Source organism: Paenibacillus psychroresistens (genome assembly GCF_009728935.1).
Lineage (GTDB): Bacteria > Bacillota > Bacilli > Paenibacillales > NBRC-103111 > Paenibacillus_AC > Paenibacillus_AC psychroresistens.
Window position 1 is genome coordinate 1,053,313 of sequence record NZ_CP034235.1, and the last position, 16,508, is coordinate 1,069,820.

Sequence of the window (16,508 nt, forward strand, 5' to 3'; positions counted from 1 at the left end):
TCATAGTGGAGGAATTTTAATGATTAACCAACTGGATTCAGTTAAAGATATGCAGGAGAAGAGAAGATGGATGGAAGCGTATATGCCGGGAAAACCGGTAAATGGGCTGCCTTTTTCTTTCAAATACGGAGGTATCTCTTCCAGTGACTTCCTTGCTGATTTGCCTGCTAAAACGATAATAAGCAAGATCGACGAGAATCGTATGGAGCAGACTGTAGTATGGGAGGATGCTGCTTCAGGTCTTCAGATTCGATGTGTAAGTGTTGAATACACCCATTTCCCTGTAATAGAGTGGACGTTATATTTTAAAAATAGCGGTTTGAAGAATACAGCTATCCTTAAGAATATTCAATGTCTAGATACTTTTTTTCAACTGGGCATGGATGAAGATTTTTTACTTCATGGCAATAAGGGAGATACGTGTACTGCGGAGAGCTATGAGCCCTATAAGCTAACATTCGCTGATGGGGAAGAAAAAAAATTCGCACCACGAAATGGCAAATCTACCGGCGGGAACGAGGGTTGGCCTTATTACAATCTTCAAAGCTCTGACGGCGGAGTCATAATGGCACTTGGCTGGCCGGGACAATGGGCGAGTTCTTTTCAATGGGATAAGAAGGAAGGAATGAATGTCAAGGCTGGTCAAGAACTGACGAATCTATATTTAAAGTCGGGAGAGGAGATTCGCACTCCGCTGACTGTACTCTTATTCTGGAAAGGGACTGATATAGTCAGCGCTCAGAATCTATGGCGACGTTGGTTCTGGTTATACAACATGCCTATAACAGAAAATGCACATCCAGCTCCGTTGACACATATTCAGCTTGCCAGATCATTTACCGATGGGGAGGAGGTCATGTGGGAGCAAGCCAAAGCTTATCAGGAGGCAGGGATTCAGCCAGATGTTTTCTGGAGAGATGCAAATTGGTACCCATCGGATCAAGGGCCTTTTGAAGGTGGAGATTCTTGGATTAATACAGGTACCTGGGAAATTGATCGTAGAAGATTCCCAAATGGCTTTAAGGCATTCAGTGATTGGGTACATGAACAGGGGAAGAAATTTCTGCTGTGGTTTGAGCCTGAACGGATAGGGGATACCAACTCAACGTTAGCTGTTAATCATCCCGAATGGATGCTGGATGGAACGGAAGCCTGTGGACCTATCCTCCATTTAGGCGACCCAGAAGCTCTTAGCTGGCTGATCGATCATGTCGACAACCTCATAAAAACAGAAGGAATCGACTGGTATCGGGAAGATATGAATGGTCCGGGTCCTTTGCCTGCTTGGCGAAAAAACGATCCGTTTAATAGACAAGGAATTACTGAAAATCTATATGTACAAGGGCATTTGGCTTTCTGGGATGCACTTAGGAATAGAAATCCAGGGCTGCGCATTGATTCATGCGCTTCTGGCGGAAGACGAAATGACCTAGAATCTATGCGGCGAGCGGTGCCGCTTTTAAGGAGTGATTATCAATTTCCAGATGAGCTTTTCCCTCAGCATAAGCAGCGGATCGTGTTTGAAGCAAATCAATCACATACTTATGGAATTTCATCTTGGTTTCCTTATTATGGTTCCGCAGTCGTTTCAGCAGACAGCTATCATGCACGCAGCTTTTACATGCCTGCATTCTGCGTAATGCTACCCAAGGATTGGGAGCAAAATCCCGAAACCAGAGCTGCAGTAAAACGCGCATATGAGGAATGCGTGACTCTTGCACCAATGATGCTTGGAGATTTCTATCCGCTGACGCCTTACAGCCTCCAGCTTGATCAATGGATTGGTTGGCAATTTAATCGACCAGAAAACGGTGATGGTTTCCTTCAGGTATTCAGACGTATGGATAATAAAGAAGCTTCTCGAAAAATGCAGCTTAAAGGTCTGGATCCTTTTGCAATATATTTGGTTATGGATATGGGTGATAGTGTGTCGCTCAGTATCTCAGGAAGAGAATTAATGGAAGAGGGATATTTCCTAGAAATTCTAAAAAAACCAGAGGCTAGAATAGTCACTTACAAGCGATTGTAATATAAAAGTAAGCAGTCAAAAAACATTGACGACAAAATTAACATATTGTATACTAAAATCAATATAAAGAGAGGATGAGTAAATTTGGAATTCCAAAACAAGGTTGCATTAGTTACAGGCTCGGGAAATGGAATCGGACGTTCGATTGCTATGGCTTTTGCCAGAGAAGGAGCATCCGTCATCATAGCAGATATAGACGAGCACGATGCAATTAAGACGAAGCAAGAAATTGAGCAGCTAGGCGGTAAAGCAAGCGCTTTTAGAGCGGATGTCTCTGTAAGCAATGATGTCCAGCAGCTGTTCTCGTTTATTAAAGAAAATTATGGAACTCTGGATATTTTGGTTAATAATGTCGGAACGACTATACGTAAGCCAATCGTGCACTTTACGGAAGAGGAATGGGATTTTGTATTTGATACTAATATTAAATCGATGTTCCTATGTGCCAAAGAAGCTGGAAAAATCATGCTGAAGAAGCAATCCGGAGTTGTTGTAAATATTTCCTCGATACTTGGTCTAGGTGGTGTTTCGCGCAGATTGCCTTATGCTACCTCTAAAGCAGCGGTTGATAGCTTTACGAAAACAATTGCTTGCGAATGGGCGCTTGATGGAATAAGAGTGAACACCATTGCACCCGGCTATATTCTCACAGAGAGCCTAAAAGGAGCTTTTGAACAAGGTATATTGTCTGAGGATGATATGGTTCGCAGAACACCGCAGGCTCATTTAGGAACTCCGGATAATATTGCGGATGCTGCCTTATTCTTATCTTCGGATAAAGCGGCTTTTATTACAGGGACAGTCTTGTATGTGGACGGCGGTTATGCAGCCTATAACGGACCTGAGGTTATTCCTTCTTTTCACCATAATCTAGAATAATTAAATTACTTAGCTAGGAGGTTATTTGATGAGGAAGGTTGCTATACTTGGAGCCGATATTTTTGAAGATCAGAGAGAGCTGACGTTGTTTAACACGACTGATATTGAAGCTACTTATTATTCATGCAAGGATCCGCTTGATTTGGTAGATAAGCTAGCTGATATCGATGGGTTAATCGTCAATCTAGAGAAGGTAACACCTGAGCTCTTGTCGCATTTTGAAAAGCTGAAGGTAGTTGGAAGATATGGAGTCGGTGTAGACAATATTGATTTAAAGGCTGCGACTGAAAAAAAAGTGGCTGTGATCAATGTACCGGATTATTGCGTAGATGAGGTGGCAGAGCATGCCGTCAGCTTTATTTTTGCAGTTAATAGAAAGCTGTTTACATCTGCTAGCTTAACTAAGCAAGGCGTTTGGGGAAAAGTAAAGGATTTGAAGCCGATTTATCCCATTAAAGATATCACGCTTGGTGTTGTAGGCACAGGTCGTATCGGTATGAAGGTTATTCAAACTATGGTGCCATTTGGTACGAAAATTGTTGTTTTTGATCCCTATATTAAGCAAGAGAATTTGCCGGATGGTGTGATGCTAGTCAGTTTCGATGAGCTATTGGAGATCTCGGATATCATTACGATCCATTGTCCGTTGACTGAGCAAACTCGGCATCTATTCAATACGGCAAGCTTTGGAAAAATGCACCGCAAGCCTGCCCTTATTAATGTTTCTCGTGGACCCATCATTGATGAGGTGGATTTATTAGCTGCTTTGGATAATGGAACCGTTTCCTTTGCTGCTCTGGATGTTATGGAGGTTGAACCTCCAGCCACAGACGCCCCCTTGCTGCATCATCCTAAGGCAATTGTAACCAATCATATTGCTTGGTACTCTATACAAGCGGAAGTAAAACTGCGCGATCTTCTCGTCACTAGGGTTATTGATTATCTAGATGGTAAGCCTGTTCCTTCTATAGTAAACAAATTTTAATGGATCCAAAATTTCAGTAAATCAGAGGAGTGTTATTCATGGGAAAAGGAACTGTAATCAAATCAGCGGAAGTACAAACATTATACGTAGACAAGACATATTCATCTAAGATGCTGCTTGATCAAACGAACTCAGAAACAAAAGGGATTCAAATCAATCAGGGGTTTATCTCACCTGGCAGCAAGCATGCAGATCATTATCACCATGTTGATTATGATGAGGTTTATTTAATCATGAAAGGTGAAGCGAAGGTTCGTTTGGATGGGGTTGAAACTGACTTGGCAGCTGGCGATGTTGTCCACATACCTGGTGGAACCATGCATGCAATTGAGAATAAAAGCGATACGGAAGAGCTGGTCATCTTTACTGCATGGTCTAGACACCCAGAGCAAGGAATAAATCCAGTTTATGATATGCGCGTTAAGGCTTGGGGAAAATCCTATAAAACCATTGATGAAGAATAAGCCCAAGTTTATGCTTACGATGCTGGCTTGCTTCGCAAGCCCTAAGGAGCTATAAGATGATCAATTTATTGGACAATTTGCGAAGCGTAGCGGTTGAGCCTAATCATTTAGCTGTTTGTTCATTAGGTCAGGCTGGCTATATCTACAAAACAAGTGAAGGTCAATATATCGTTATCGATCCATATTTAACGGATTTCTGTGAGCATCGAATTGGGCTGGCGTTTAAACGGCTTATGCCCGCTTTAATCGATCCAGCGGAATTAGAAGCATTGCCGCTTACTGCCTATCTGATGACGCATCATCATGAGGATCATTTGGATGTGGAGCTTATAGAAGCTTTGAGCGTTGTTGATTTCCCTTTTTATGCACCGCCACAAACCATTGGGATTTTAGTGGAGCTTGGTGTTGCGGCAGAACGATGTCAGCCATTATTAAAAAGCTCCATCAGCTATGAGATAGCTGGGGTGAGCATTCATAGTGTTTTCGCGGATCATGGAGATATAGCTCCAGATGCGGTTGGCATAATCGTCCAATCACAAGGTAAAACGATTTACCATATGGGAGATACCTGTTTGCGGGAAGCAGAATTTCAAGAAATTGCGAATAGGTTTGAGATCGACCTGTTAATTCTGCCGATTAACGGCAAATACGGCAATATGAATGAAGCGGATGCTGTTAAAGCTATCTCAATTTTAAAGCCAAAGTATGCAGTGCCTTGTCATTTCTGGATGTTGCCGGGCAACTCAGGTGGAGATCCGGTGGTATTCTTAGAGGGTGTTAAACAGGCTGTGCCCGATACAGAAGCCTTGTTATTCAAGATGGGCGAGATTTTCGTTGTTTAGAATTGACTAATTACATTGAGGTGTAAGCGATGGATTTGAGTAATAAGGTAGTTTTAGTAACTGGCGCGGGGATTGGGATTGGCAAAGGGATTGCGCTTCATCTTGCAGCTTGCGGGGCCGACGTTATCGTTAATTACCGCAGCAGTGAGAAACAAGCCTTGGAAGTGGTTGAACAGATTCAAGCAATGGGAAGAAAAGCAATAGCCATTAAAGCGGATATATCCTCCGTTAAAGAAATAAATGCCATGATCGAGCAAGCGAAGGAAGCTTTTGGGACGATTCATGTTCTGGTTAACAATTCAGCCTATTGCCCGACAATTGATTTTTTTGATGTCACGGAAGAAAGCTGGGATGAGGTACTGGATACGAATCTCAAAGGCAGCTTCTTTACTGCACAAGCTTGTGCGAGGGAAATGGTCAAACATGGCGGCGGGAAAATTATCAATATCAGCTCGGTCCATGCACTGCTTACTATGACCAAATATGCGGCTTATGCATCCTCTAAAGGCGGGATGAACGCCTTAACCCGACAATTAGCATTGGATTTGGCGCATCTCAACATCCAAGTGAACGCCGTATCACCTGGTGCGACCGAGGTGGAGAAGAATTTAGCGCATCCACTCCATGATAGCTTGGCAGTAGGCAAACAAATTCCCGCAGGAAGAATTGGCATGCCCAAGGATGTGGCAACCGTTGTCGCCTTTTTCGCTTCATCGGCTTCAGATTTTGTTACAGGGCAAGTCCTTACGGTTGACGGGGGCTCCAGCACGCAGTTTTACTTGAAATCGGTGGATTAGGTGAGGTGGAATTATGGCACATACGTTGCCAGATTTTTATAAAAAAATGCAGCAGATTCGTTTATTCGAGGAGCAGGCAATTGAGCTTTATAAAGAAGGGCTGGTTGGCGGTTCTTATCATTCTTATATCGGGCAGGAAGCCATAGCCACAGGTGTATGCACCGCTTTGCGTGCAGTGGATTATATCACAACAACCTATCGAGGCCGTGGTCAGCATCTTGCTAAAGGCGCGGATCCGCAAAAGCTGTTTGCAGAGATTCTTGGCAAAATCGATGGCTATTGCAAGGGCAAGGGTGGACCGATGCATATTGCCGCACCTGAAATTGGCATTTTAGGGGCAAACGGCATTGTCGGCGCTGGAGTTCCGATTGCAGCAGGCGGCGCATTGTCTGCCAAAATGAATGGACTTGATCGCATTTCAGTGGCTTTTTTTGGCGATGGAGCGATGAATCAAGGTGTGATCTATGAAGCGATGAATTTGGCCGCGTTGTGGGATTTGCCAATGCTGTTCGTTTGTGAGAACAATGAATATTCGGAAATGACTCCGATTCGCGATTCCGTTAAGGTATTGGATTTTATTGGCCGCGCGGCTTCATTAGGGATTCAAGGTGTTACAGTAGATGGCAATGACGCAGAGGCTGTTTATGCGGAAACGCTGAAAGCTATGGAACGAGCTAGCAAGGGCGAGGGTCCAACCTTCATGGAAGCGAAAACCTATCGATTGCAAGGCCATATGTATGGGGATTCCGAGATCTATCGAAGCAAGGATGAAGTCCAAGCGTGGAAAGAGAAGGATCCCATCAAGCGTGCAAAAGAAAAGCTGCTGCAGCAGGGCCAGGCTACTGAAAGCCAGATAGAGCAGTGGATTTCTGACATAAAAGCCGAGCTTAATACGGCGGTTGAAGCAGCTAGAATTAGCTCCGAACCAAGCTACGATGAAATTTATACGGATGTTGTCTAAGTAAAGGAGATGAGGAGCATGGCAAGATTTTTCGGAAAAGAGCTGGATCGCAAGGAGCTGCTGAAACGAATTGGTCATATGTCTCAGCTTGCTTATATTCAACCTTTCGAATACACCGAGGGTAAGGCTCAAGGTATTAAAGCCTTGAATGTTGCTAATGGAACTGGCTTGGAGTTTACCCTGCTGGAAAGCAAATGTCTGGATATGATCAGTATGAAATATAAAGGCATGAATTTGAATTTCTTGCCAAAGTCGGGGATTGTTTCACCTGCGCTGGCTGATATGAACGGTACGGAGTTCATGCGTTCCATCTCTGGCGGAATGCTCTATACCTGCGGTTTACGGAATGTGGGCACAACTGCAGTAGATGGCGGCTTAAATCAGGTATTTCACGGAAATTTGAAGAATACACCGGCTGAAAAAGTAAACGCTTTCGCAGCTTGGCAAGGCGACGATTACGTACTTAAGGTTTCCGGGGAAATGAATGAATCGGCTATTTTTAATGAGAATCTACTGCTGAAACGCACGATCTCGACAAAAGCAGGCGCTAAATCGGTGCTCATTGAGGATCGCGTTGAAAATCAAGGCTTTGAAGAGCAGGAGCTAATGCTGCTTTATCATGTTAATGTTGGATTTCCTATCCTAGACGAAAATTCGAGACTTCTTATTCCTAAATCGAAAACAGTGGCAAGGGATCCCTTATCTCAAACGGGAATTGCTGAATTTGCACAATTAACTGCCCCTGTAGATGGTTATACAGAGCAAGTATTCAGTCATGAAACAGCAAGCAATAGCGAGGGAATGACTGGTGCTGCTGTAATCAACGATCAATTGGGTATCGGTGTCTATATTAAATACAATGCGAATATGCTGCCAAATTTGGTCGAGTGGAAATCGATGAGATCAGGCGATTATGCATTGGGCATAATGCCAGCAACCTGCAATGTAAAAGGCAGAACCTTCGAAAGAGAATCAGGTACGCTTCGCAGGATTAATTCTTTTGAAACACTTGATTTTTCGCTTGAAATAGGTGTGCTGGATGGCAAGGATGATATTGAAAGCTTTGAACAGTTTATTCGTCAACTCGAAGGAGAATAAGCCATGGAGAACTATGAGATCATTGCTGATTTTACTTATTTGTGTGGAGAGAGTCCGATTTGGGATGAGGTCAAGCAGCAATTCTGGTGGACCGATATGCTGACTGGCAAGCTTTATGTATATGAGCCTCAAAGTGGCTCTGTGAAGCAAGCTGCGGAAGGGCCAAACGTTAGCGGTTTTACGATGAATAAACGTGGTGGATTAGTCTGTGCCACGCATCAAGGTTTATATCTTTGGGATGAGTTTAACGGCTTTCAGCTTATCGCGGATCAGTTCGAAGGCAACCGACTTCGCTCCAATGATGCTACAGCCGATGCAGCAGGCAGATTCTTATTCGGAACCACATTCTATGGACCGGATAGCGCGGAATACCCGTTAGGTAAGCTGTACAAAGTAGAAAAGGATGGCTCTATTTCTATTTTAGATGAGGATATTCATCTCTCCAATGGCTTGGGCTTCTCACCAGACAACAAAACACTTTATTACACAGATACGGTTCTGAGGGTTATTTATGCCTACGATTACGATTTGCAGCAAGGCACTGTATCCAACCGCCGTGTTTTTGTTCAGGTTCCCGAGCATGAAGGCATACCGGATGGTTTGACGGTAGATGCAGAAGGCTTTGTCTGGTCGGCGCAATGGTATGGAGGCTGCTTAGTACGTTACAATCCGCAGGGCCAGGTGGATCAGGTTCTACAAGTGCCTGCCAAGCAAACCTCATCCGTGATTTTTGGCGGTGCCGATCTTACGGATATTTATGTAACTACAGCAGGGTTAAGTGTCACGCTGCCGGTCGCGCCACAAGGCTATGATTTCCATGCAGCGGATATAGGCGGACCGGTTTATCGTTATAATCTCGGGATTAAAGGCAAGCCTGAATATGCGGCGGATATTACTAAATGAAGGGGGTTATTCATTTGAGGTCAATCGAAGAAGGTATGAAAGGCAAGGTAGCGATTATTACGGGTGCTTCCATGGGAATTGGCAAGGCATGTGTCGAAGCTTTTTGTTATGCGGGTGTGCATGTTGTTGCAGCGGCGCGAAGCAAGGATTTGGGCGAAAAGCTGGCTAAGGAATTGACTGAAAAAGGTGCTGGCAGCTGTGTATTTTTTGAATGCGATGTATCTAAGCACGAAAACGTCAAGGCGTTGATTGACTTTACGGTTGCTCAATTTGGACGGATTGATGTGCTTGTAAACTGTGCCGGTTATTTCCCGCTGCAGCGTCCTGTGGACGAAATTTCAGTTGAGGATTTCAATGATATTCTTGTGACTAATTTGACCGCTTATTATGCAGGTTGCAAATATGCTTTGCCTTATTTACGGACAGTGAAAGGCAATATCATCAACATTGGCAGCGTGCTTGGCACAACGGGCAATGAAGGATCGGCTGGCTATTGTGCAACCAAAGGTGCGATTACCACTATGACTAAAGCACTTGCAGTGGATGAAGCCAGACATGGCGTAAGGGTCAATGAGGTGAAGCCGGGACACATTTGTACGGAGATGTTCGAGCTGACAACAAGCCGTCAAAAAGACCCGGAAGCATTCCTAGCCTATTCCGAAACATTGCAATGGTTAGGGCGAGGCGGCTTGCCAGAAGAAATTGCTACTGTAGTGCTATTTCTTGCCAGCGACTGGGCTAGCTTTATTACGGGAACAGAAATTCTGGCAACCGGTGGTTATGAAATTGGTGAAGGTCCCAAGAAGCCTATTTTCCCTTGGACTACGATGGAAAAGAAATAGACTGTTCATGTGTAAAAGTCGGCTGCGCCTGTAAACAGTATAGAAACATTCATGCAGTGAGGAAGTGTATCCAGTGAGAGAAATTACAATGGCGCAAGCCTTGAATGAGGCGCTCCGCGAGGAAATGGTTCGAGACAGCCGGATTTTCCTAATGGGTGAGGATATCGGCGATTATGGCGGTATTTTTAAAGTAACCAAGGATCTAGCTGCACAGTTTGGCAAAGAAAGAGTGAGAGACACCCCGATTTCGGAATCGGGCTTTGTTGGTGCTGGTGTAGGCGCAGCAATGACGGGGCTTATCCCGGTGATTGAAATCATGTGGATTGATTTTACATTGGTGGCGATGGATCAAATTCTTAACCAGGCCGCTAAGATGAAATATATGTCTGGCGGGCAGACCAGCGTTCCTATGGTTATCCGCACGCAAGGTGGCGGAGGACGCGGCAACGGGGCGCAGCATTCCCAGAGCTTAGAGACGCTTTTTGCCCATATCCCAGGCATTAAGGTTGTTGTGCCTTCTACACCTTATGATGCCAAAGGATTACTAAAGGCTGCATTGCGGGAGAATGCTCCCGTGCTGTTTGTTGAGAACAAGATGCTGTACAACAAGAAAGGGCATGTTCCGGAAGAGGATTATGTGATTCCACTTGGAAAAGCAGACATTAAACGCAGTGGAACCGATGTCACTTTAATTAGCATTTCACGGATGGTGGACTATTCGTTGGAAGCCGCGCAAATTCTAGAGCAAGAAGGCATTTCAGCGGAGGTTATCGATTTAAGAACACTCGATCCATTAGATACAGAAACCATTTTAATTTCTGTCCGCAAAACAATGCGAGCCGTTATTGTCCATGAAGCTCATCGTTCTTTTGGCTGGGGGGGCGAGGTAGTTGCCTTGATTCAAGAGGAAGCGTTTGACTACTTGGATGCGCCTATTCTTAGAGTCGCTACGCAGGATGTACCGATTCCGTTTAATCGAAATTTAGAGAAGCAGACTTTGCCGCAGGTTGCGGATATTGTAAATGCCGTTAAAAGCCAGTTCAAGGTTTATTAATACTATTAACAAGGATGTGGAGTAAGTGATTATCGGGCATTTTCATACCGCTTTTACAGTTAGTGATATTGAGCGCTCCATCCAGTTTTATACGGAATTATTGGGCTTTGAGCTGGTCCATAAGCAGCGTCAATCCAATGAATATACACGCAAATTTGTCGGCTATCCCGACGCAGATCTTTATGCAGCCATGCTGTCCGTTCCAGGTGTAGATCACGGGCGTTCCAAGCATTTATTGGAATTGAACCAATATGTAACACCAGCAGGAGTTAAGCTAGACGTACAAACCTGCAATACAGGTGCAGCTCATTTGGCCTTTATTGTCGATGATATTCACAGCATGTATGCGTTTCTGGTTGAAAATGGAGTTCGATTTAAATCAGAACCAGTGGCCATTACGGCAGGACGCAATGAAGGCGGTTTTACTTGTTATTTTCTCGATCCGGATGGAATTACACTGGAGATTGTGCAACAGAGAGCTGGTTTATGATTCGTGGAATAAGAATGCAGGCGGAGGTTGAAGCTTTATGCAGGAGTCGATCCGTTTACCCAAAATGGAGCTTTCCATGGAGGAAGGAAGGATTCAGAAGTGGCTTGTTACAGCAGGAATATTTATAAAAAAAGGCGAGATTATCGCGGAAATTGAGACAGATAAAGCAGTCGTAGAATTGGAAATGCCCCAAGACGGGAGCATTCTAAGCTTTATTGCCAAAGAAGGCGAGCTTGTTCCAGTTGGGTCTGCGATTGCAGAGCTAGCTTCAAATTCAGCAATCTCCAGTGAGGTAAATGCTGCATCTAGCAATGCCCAAACGGAGAAAGCTGCGACTCCCATTATTACAGCAGCATTAAGTGAGCGAATTGCGATTTCGCCAGCAGCACGCAGACGTGCCAGAGAATTAGGTGTGGATTATACCAAACTCAAAGGGACAGGGCCGCGCGGCAGAATAGTTTTCCGTGATTTAGAGCTGGCAGGTCAAGCAGTAATGGCTGCAGTTCAACCAGAAACAGAGCTTAAATCCAATCTGCCAATAGCAGGCGGTCAACCGCTGTCCAAAATGAGAAGAACGATTGCTAAACGTTTGCTGGAAAGCGTCAATACGATTCCGCAATTTAGCATTAAGAAAAGTGTCGATGTTTCAAAAGCTTTAGAAATTAAACAAGTGATTCAAGGGAGCTTAGCCAAGAGTGGAATTAAGCTGACCTTCACCGATTTCCTGATTAGTGCAGTTGCCCAAGCATTGAATAAACATCGCAGCTTAAATGCTTCCTTTATTGGCAGTCCGTATGATGCGGATTGTTTTATTGTTGAGCACCCTGATGTGAATATCGGTTTAGCGGTATCCACAGATGCAGGTCTTGTAGTGCCTGTACTCCATAAGCCCGATGAATTGTCGATTGCATCAATTGCCAGGTTACGTATGTCAAAGATAGATAGTGTACGCAAGCAATCGTTAAAAGCAGAGGATTTGCAGGGCGGGACTTTTACCATTTCTAATCTGGGGATGCTTGATGTAGATGAATTTCAAGCGATTATTAATCCTCCAGAGGCAGGTATCCTAGCAGTAGGCAGTATACGTCAAGCACCTGTGCTAATAGATGGAAAGCTAGAATTTCGACCGACCCTGATCTTAACAGGAACTTTTGATCATCGTGTCGTGGATGGAGCAGCAGCAGCAAGATTCATGCAAACTCTGTCCGAGCAGCTGCAATCAGACGAATGGATTTTAGTGTAATGGAGGTTTGTAAATGAGTCAGCAAGCTGAAACAGAATGGAAAGGCCGTATTGTGCTTGTTATTGGTGGTAATGAGGTAGGGACTGCAATCGCTGAAGGTTTTCGTAATCAAGGGGCAGAAGTAGCTATTATAAGTGATGCTGCGGATATGACGGATTTAGCCGTTATTACTTCAAAAGTGGATACTATCATAGCCCAATTTGGCCAAATCGATATCTTGGTCCATGCATGGGAAGTTTTCGCACAAGCATCTGCTTTAGAAATGCCTCCACAGCAATGGAAGGATATCGTGCAAGGCAACATAAAGAGCAAATTTCTCTATGCCAAAGAAGTAGGAAAACATATGCTGGAGCAAGAGCAAGGTAATATTATTTTTCTTTCCTCCATTTCAGGAATAGTAGCAGCACCAGGAGCAATTGCATTCGCTGCAAGTCAAGGAGCCATACACCAAATCGCAAGAACCTTAAGCGTTGAATGGGCAAAGCGTGGAATTCGGGTGAATGCCATCGCTTCAACTTTGCCTGAAGGAACCATTAGCAACCCACGTATAGCGCAGGTTACACCACTGGAACGCATTCCCAAGGCGGAAGAGCTTGTAGGCACTGTCTTGTATTTAGCTTCGAATGCCTCGCAAATGGTTACGGGACAGATTATTTCTGTGGATGGGGGGTATGTTGCCCAATGAGCAAATTATTCGATCTTTCAGGTAAGGTGGCACTTGTTGTTGGTGCTGCAGGGATGCTTGGTGAAGCGCAGGCGCTTGGTTTGGCGATGGCTGGTGCTGATATTGTGTTAGCGGACGTATTTCCGAAGAATACAGAGGCAACCATTGCTTCCATTCAAGAGCTTGGTCAACGTGCCATTTTTCTACAAGTAGATATTACATCACCTGAATCAGTTGAAGCTTTAACCCAAGCAGTATTAGCTGAATTTGGTAAAATTGATATTCTGATTAATTCCGCTGGAATTACCCATCGTTATCCAAGCGAAGAGTTCGACGATCAGGTCTTTGATCGCATTCTCGATATCAATTTGAATGGTTTGTTCTATCTGTGCCAATCTGTCGGGAAAGTCATGAAAGCTCAAGGAGGCGGGCGGATTATTAACATGGCATCCATATTCGCCTTCGCAGGCAATCCAGAATCGATTGCATACGCAGCAAGTAAGGGCGCTGTTGCACAGCTTACTCGTACTTTGGCCGTAGAATGGGCCGATCTTAATATTGCTGTAAACGGAATTGCTCCTTCCTGGTTTGAAACTCCAATGGGAACATTATCCGATAATATTGATAGTCTATATAAAGGTTCAACACGCAAGCCTACCAAAGAGGAATTATTCAATCGTACCATCGGCAAGGTTCCATTAAAGCGGATGGGACAGCCCCGAGAAATTGTTGGCGCGACTGTTTTTCTGGCTTCTGACGAAGCCTCCATGGTAACGGGGCACTTGTTAGCTGTAGATGGCGGATATCTAGCTCAGTAATTTGAATAAAATATTGGTAATATTAACAAATTATTGATACCATAATATTACAAAGCTTGTCGAAGTTTTGAATATTACAAGATGAGGTAACCTATGAACAAATATGATGATCCATTAGCTAGAGCCTTGCAAACAAAGGAAATTGTCAAGCGCTTGCGCACTGATATTATTCTTGGTAAATATAGACCTGGATCCAGGTTGATAGAAGCTACTATTGCAACGCAAATGGGAATTAGTCGTGCACCGATTCGAACCTCCTTGCAAATGCTGGCTCAAGAGGGATTAGTGTTAAACTTATCGAATGGTGGTACAGAAGTAGTCGGATTTTCGATCAAGCATTTTATTGATTTGTTTGATTTGCGGTTAATGCTGGAAAAGAAGGCATTGGAAATGATAATTAGCAGCTCAACCTTTAACTACAGACCTATTTTCGATATTATGGAAACCTTTGATGCCTATAGAAAGCAAACGACTGATAAAGAGATCACCAGCGCAGAAACCTCGTTTCTCGATATGCAGTTTCATCGCAGTATTATTAATATGCTAGAGAATAATCCTCTACTTGTTGCCTGGAATTCAATGGCGAACGTATTACAAGCTATTCTGGAAATTACCAACATGACGAGTGCTAACTTTGAAGAATTTTACAACGATCATAAGAGATTGGCTGATCTTGTGATTCAGAAGAACCCCAAGTGTGTGGATGAGCTAGTTGCTCATATTTCGAAATGTAAGGACATTATCGTTTATAGAATGGAAAAGATCTACACAAGCAATGAAATAAGTGAATAATAGACAAAGGGTTATAGGAGGCTTGTCTAATGCCACAAAACGATTTACCCTATGATCAATTAATCGATTATAAACCTGAGTTGACTAAAGAACCGGATTTTCAATTGTTCTGGGATAAACTGAAGCTGGAGTCCTCACAAAAGCCTTTACAAGCAAAGCTGACTGAAATGCAATACCCGTATAAAGACATAAAAATTTACCGCATTCAATATGCTGGCTTGGACAATACCCCCATTCAAGGCTGGTATCTGGTTCCTAAACGAGCATCATCTGTAGAGCCTTTGCCTGTAATGGTCCGCTATCATGGCTATACGGGCGTAGATCGCGGATATCCCCATCAATTTATGTATTGGTGTGCATTAGGCATAGCTGTCCTATCGATTGATATTCGCGGTCAGGCGGGAGAAACGCCAGATTATGTCGTTTATGCAGATGGTAATGTTCCAGGCTGGATGACAAAAGGGATTCTAAATCCACAAACGTACTATTACAAGCAAGTATTTATCGACTGCTTGCGGGCTATTGATTTTGTCGCTGAGCGTCCAGAAATAGATGCTTCTAGAATTGCTGTTTATGGTGAAAGTCAAGGTGGGGGACTTGCCTTGGCAGCAGCAGCCTTGGATGCAAGACCCAAAATTGTGCTGAGCATATTCCCGTTTCTTAGCCATTTCAAACGTTCGATGGAGCTGCAAATAGAATCACCTTATAAGGAAATTTTCCAATGGTTTATGCATTTTGATCCTGCTCGCAGTAAAGAAGCTCAAATTCATCGAACATTAAGCTATTTTGACGCGATGAATATGGCATCACTAGTAACTGCTCGTACATTTTTGGGGATTACCCTGCAAGATACTTGCTGTGCTCCTTCCGCTAGCTTTGCTGCTTATAACCATATTTGCGGAGAAAAGCAGCTCGAGGTTTATCCCGATTACGGGCATGTTGGCGGTATTCCGCGTTTTCAGGAGTCCATGATGCAATTCATTGATACATATTTGTAAAAACCAATTGCCAAAGAATGATTGCCATTCTAAGATAGTTTGTACTAAGATGAGAGTTGAATTACATCTTAGTTAGGGAGTGTTGCAGAATGAGTATTAATTTTTGTTCAAAGTGTGGAAGTACGGTAGAGGTTCGTTCCATTGGCGGGGCAGATCGTTTGGCCTGTACTTCATGTGATTATATATATTGGGGAAATTATAGTATAGGTGTTGGAGCGCTAATCATAAAAGAGGGTAAAATACTGCTTGTTAGACGCGCTCAAGAACCTGGCAAAGGCTATTGGACTAATCCAGGCGGGTATATTGAACAACAGGAACCCATAGAAGAAACCATTGTTCGCGAGGTACTTGAAGAAGCAGGTATTCATGCCAAGGTTACAGGAATTATTGCCGTGAGAGACCAGCCCCGTGAAATCCATAATTTATATATAGCCTTTGAGATGGAGTATCTGTCTGGCGAACCTATACCGGATGATGAAGAAGTCGATGAAGCAGGTTTCTTTACGCTTGAGGAAACAGAATCTATGAATGTAGCAGGTTTTACTAAATGGTTGCTAGATGTTGCTTTCCAAGCCGAGGGAAAAGGTTTGATTAAGGAACCTCTTGCGATTAAAGCTTTAGAGAGATATGGGTTGTTCCGAGTTTAAGC

18 protein-coding genes are annotated in these 16,508 nt (G+C 43.7%); all 18 read left to right on the forward strand.

The features are described from left to right. The first annotated feature begins 19 nt into the window (after positions 1 to 19). Positions 20 to 2,029 carry an alpha-galactosidase gene (locus tag EHS13_RS04880; protein WP_155699287.1) on the forward strand — a complete coding sequence of 670 codons (2,010 nt, stop codon included), beginning with the start codon at positions 20 to 22 and terminating at the stop codon, positions 2,027 to 2,029. A gap of 84 nt (positions 2,030 to 2,113) precedes the next feature. Beyond that, complete coding sequence (locus tag EHS13_RS04885) at positions 2,114 to 2,908, forward strand: SDR family NAD(P)-dependent oxidoreductase (protein ID WP_155699288.1); 795 nt, start codon at positions 2,114 to 2,116, stop codon at positions 2,906 to 2,908. A gap of 28 nt (positions 2,909 to 2,936) precedes the next feature. Further along, complete coding sequence (locus EHS13_RS04890; RefSeq protein ID WP_155699289.1) at positions 2,937 to 3,893, forward strand: C-terminal binding protein; 957 nt, start codon at positions 2,937 to 2,939, stop codon at positions 3,891 to 3,893. A gap of 38 nt (positions 3,894 to 3,931) precedes the next feature. Beyond that, complete coding sequence (locus EHS13_RS04895; protein ID WP_155699290.1) at positions 3,932 to 4,357, forward strand: cupin domain-containing protein; 426 nt, start codon at positions 3,932 to 3,934, stop codon at positions 4,355 to 4,357. Positions 4,358 to 4,413: 56 nt separating this feature from the next. Beyond that, positions 4,414 to 5,199 (forward strand): MBL fold metallo-hydrolase, encoded by a 786-nt coding sequence (locus EHS13_RS04900; RefSeq protein ID WP_155699291.1) that lies wholly within the window; start codon positions 4,414 to 4,416, stop codon positions 5,197 to 5,199. Between the two features lie 29 nt (positions 5,200 to 5,228). Next, complete coding sequence (locus EHS13_RS04905; protein WP_155699292.1) at positions 5,229 to 5,996, forward strand: SDR family NAD(P)-dependent oxidoreductase; 768 nt, start codon at positions 5,229 to 5,231, stop codon at positions 5,994 to 5,996. Positions 5,997 to 6,009: 13 nt separating this feature from the next. Then, positions 6,010 to 6,957, forward strand: coding sequence for a thiamine pyrophosphate-dependent dehydrogenase E1 component subunit alpha (locus EHS13_RS04910; RefSeq protein ID WP_155699293.1), 948 nt, complete (start codon positions 6,010 to 6,012; stop codon positions 6,955 to 6,957). An 18-nt stretch (positions 6,958 to 6,975) separates the two neighbouring features. Then, the gene (locus EHS13_RS04915; protein ID WP_162462960.1) at positions 6,976 to 8,055 is read left to right on the forward strand and encodes an aldose 1-epimerase family protein; all 1,080 of its coding nucleotides are present in this window, start codon (positions 6,976 to 6,978) and stop codon (positions 8,053 to 8,055) included. A 3-nt stretch (positions 8,056 to 8,058) separates the two neighbouring features. Next, positions 8,059 to 8,958: an SMP-30/gluconolactonase/LRE family protein gene (locus EHS13_RS04920; protein WP_155699295.1), complete on the forward strand. Its 900-nt coding sequence runs from the start codon at positions 8,059 to 8,061 to the stop codon at positions 8,956 to 8,958. Between the two features lie 14 nt (positions 8,959 to 8,972). Further along, positions 8,973 to 9,800 carry an SDR family oxidoreductase gene (locus EHS13_RS04925; RefSeq protein WP_162462961.1) on the forward strand — a complete coding sequence of 276 codons (828 nt, stop codon included), beginning with the start codon at positions 8,973 to 8,975 and terminating at the stop codon, positions 9,798 to 9,800. 73 nt (positions 9,801 to 9,873) lie between these two features. After that, on the forward strand, positions 9,874 to 10,854 hold the full coding sequence (locus EHS13_RS04930) for an alpha-ketoacid dehydrogenase subunit beta (RefSeq protein ID WP_319633418.1): 981 nt from the start codon (positions 9,874 to 9,876) through the stop codon (positions 10,852 to 10,854). Positions 10,855 to 10,879: 25 nt separating this feature from the next. Beyond that, entirely contained in the window at positions 10,880 to 11,344 is a 465-nt protein-coding gene (locus tag EHS13_RS04935) for a VOC family protein (protein WP_155699297.1), read from the forward strand. Between the two features lie 37 nt (positions 11,345 to 11,381). Continuing rightward, complete coding sequence (locus EHS13_RS04940) at positions 11,382 to 12,587, forward strand: dihydrolipoamide acetyltransferase family protein (protein WP_155699298.1); 1,206 nt, start codon at positions 11,382 to 11,384, stop codon at positions 12,585 to 12,587. A 13-nt stretch (positions 12,588 to 12,600) separates the two neighbouring features. Continuing rightward, positions 12,601 to 13,272 (forward strand): SDR family NAD(P)-dependent oxidoreductase, encoded by a 672-nt coding sequence (locus EHS13_RS04945; RefSeq protein WP_155699299.1) that lies wholly within the window; start codon positions 12,601 to 12,603, stop codon positions 13,270 to 13,272. Beyond that, on the forward strand, positions 13,269 to 14,069 hold the full coding sequence (locus EHS13_RS04950) for an SDR family NAD(P)-dependent oxidoreductase (RefSeq protein WP_155699300.1): 801 nt from the start codon (positions 13,269 to 13,271) through the stop codon (positions 14,067 to 14,069). The genes EHS13_RS04945 and EHS13_RS04950 overlap by 4 nt, the downstream gene beginning before the upstream one ends. 93 nt (positions 14,070 to 14,162) lie before the next feature. Then, complete coding sequence (locus tag EHS13_RS04955; RefSeq protein ID WP_155699301.1) at positions 14,163 to 14,861, forward strand: GntR family transcriptional regulator; 699 nt, start codon at positions 14,163 to 14,165, stop codon at positions 14,859 to 14,861. Between the two features lie 29 nt (positions 14,862 to 14,890). After that, a complete protein-coding gene (locus EHS13_RS04960; protein WP_155699302.1) occupies positions 14,891 to 15,859 on the forward strand; it encodes an acetylxylan esterase in 969 nt (322 codons plus the stop codon). Between the two features lie 89 nt (positions 15,860 to 15,948). Next, complete coding sequence (locus EHS13_RS04965) at positions 15,949 to 16,506, forward strand: NUDIX domain-containing protein (RefSeq protein ID WP_155699303.1); 558 nt, start codon at positions 15,949 to 15,951, stop codon at positions 16,504 to 16,506. Positions 16,507 to 16,508: the final 2 nt, after the last annotated feature.

Excerpts from the sequence above, each read along its gene's own strand:
- EHS13_RS04880 (WP_155699287.1), top strand. The coding sequence starts at position 20 with ATGATTAACCAACTGGATTCAGTTAAAGATATGCAGGAGAAGAGAAGA.
- EHS13_RS04890 (WP_155699289.1), top strand. The coding sequence starts at position 2,937 with ATGAGGAAGGTTGCTATACTTGGAGCCGATATTTTTGAAGATCAGAGA.
- EHS13_RS04895 (WP_155699290.1), top strand. The coding sequence starts at position 3,932 with ATGGGAAAAGGAACTGTAATCAAATCAGCGGAAGTACAAACATTATAC.
- EHS13_RS04900 (WP_155699291.1), top strand. The coding sequence starts at position 4,414 with ATGATCAATTTATTGGACAATTTGCGAAGCGTAGCGGTTGAGCCTAAT.
- EHS13_RS04905 (WP_155699292.1), top strand. The coding sequence starts at position 5,229 with ATGGATTTGAGTAATAAGGTAGTTTTAGTAACTGGCGCGGGGATTGGG.
- EHS13_RS04910 (WP_155699293.1), top strand. The coding sequence starts at position 6,010 with ATGGCACATACGTTGCCAGATTTTTATAAAAAAATGCAGCAGATTCGT.
- EHS13_RS04915 (WP_162462960.1), top strand. The coding sequence starts at position 6,976 with ATGGCAAGATTTTTCGGAAAAGAGCTGGATCGCAAGGAGCTGCTGAAA.
- EHS13_RS04920 (WP_155699295.1), top strand. The coding sequence starts at position 8,059 with ATGGAGAACTATGAGATCATTGCTGATTTTACTTATTTGTGTGGAGAG.
- EHS13_RS04940 (WP_155699298.1), top strand. The coding sequence starts at position 11,382 with ATGCAGGAGTCGATCCGTTTACCCAAAATGGAGCTTTCCATGGAGGAA.
- EHS13_RS04945 (WP_155699299.1), top strand. The coding sequence starts at position 12,601 with ATGAGTCAGCAAGCTGAAACAGAATGGAAAGGCCGTATTGTGCTTGTT.
- EHS13_RS04950 (WP_155699300.1), top strand. The coding sequence starts at position 13,269 with ATGAGCAAATTATTCGATCTTTCAGGTAAGGTGGCACTTGTTGTTGGT.
- EHS13_RS04955 (WP_155699301.1), top strand. The coding sequence starts at position 14,163 with ATGAACAAATATGATGATCCATTAGCTAGAGCCTTGCAAACAAAGGAA.
- EHS13_RS04960 (WP_155699302.1), top strand. The coding sequence starts at position 14,891 with ATGCCACAAAACGATTTACCCTATGATCAATTAATCGATTATAAACCT.
- EHS13_RS04965 (WP_155699303.1), top strand. The coding sequence starts at position 15,949 with ATGAGTATTAATTTTTGTTCAAAGTGTGGAAGTACGGTAGAGGTTCGT.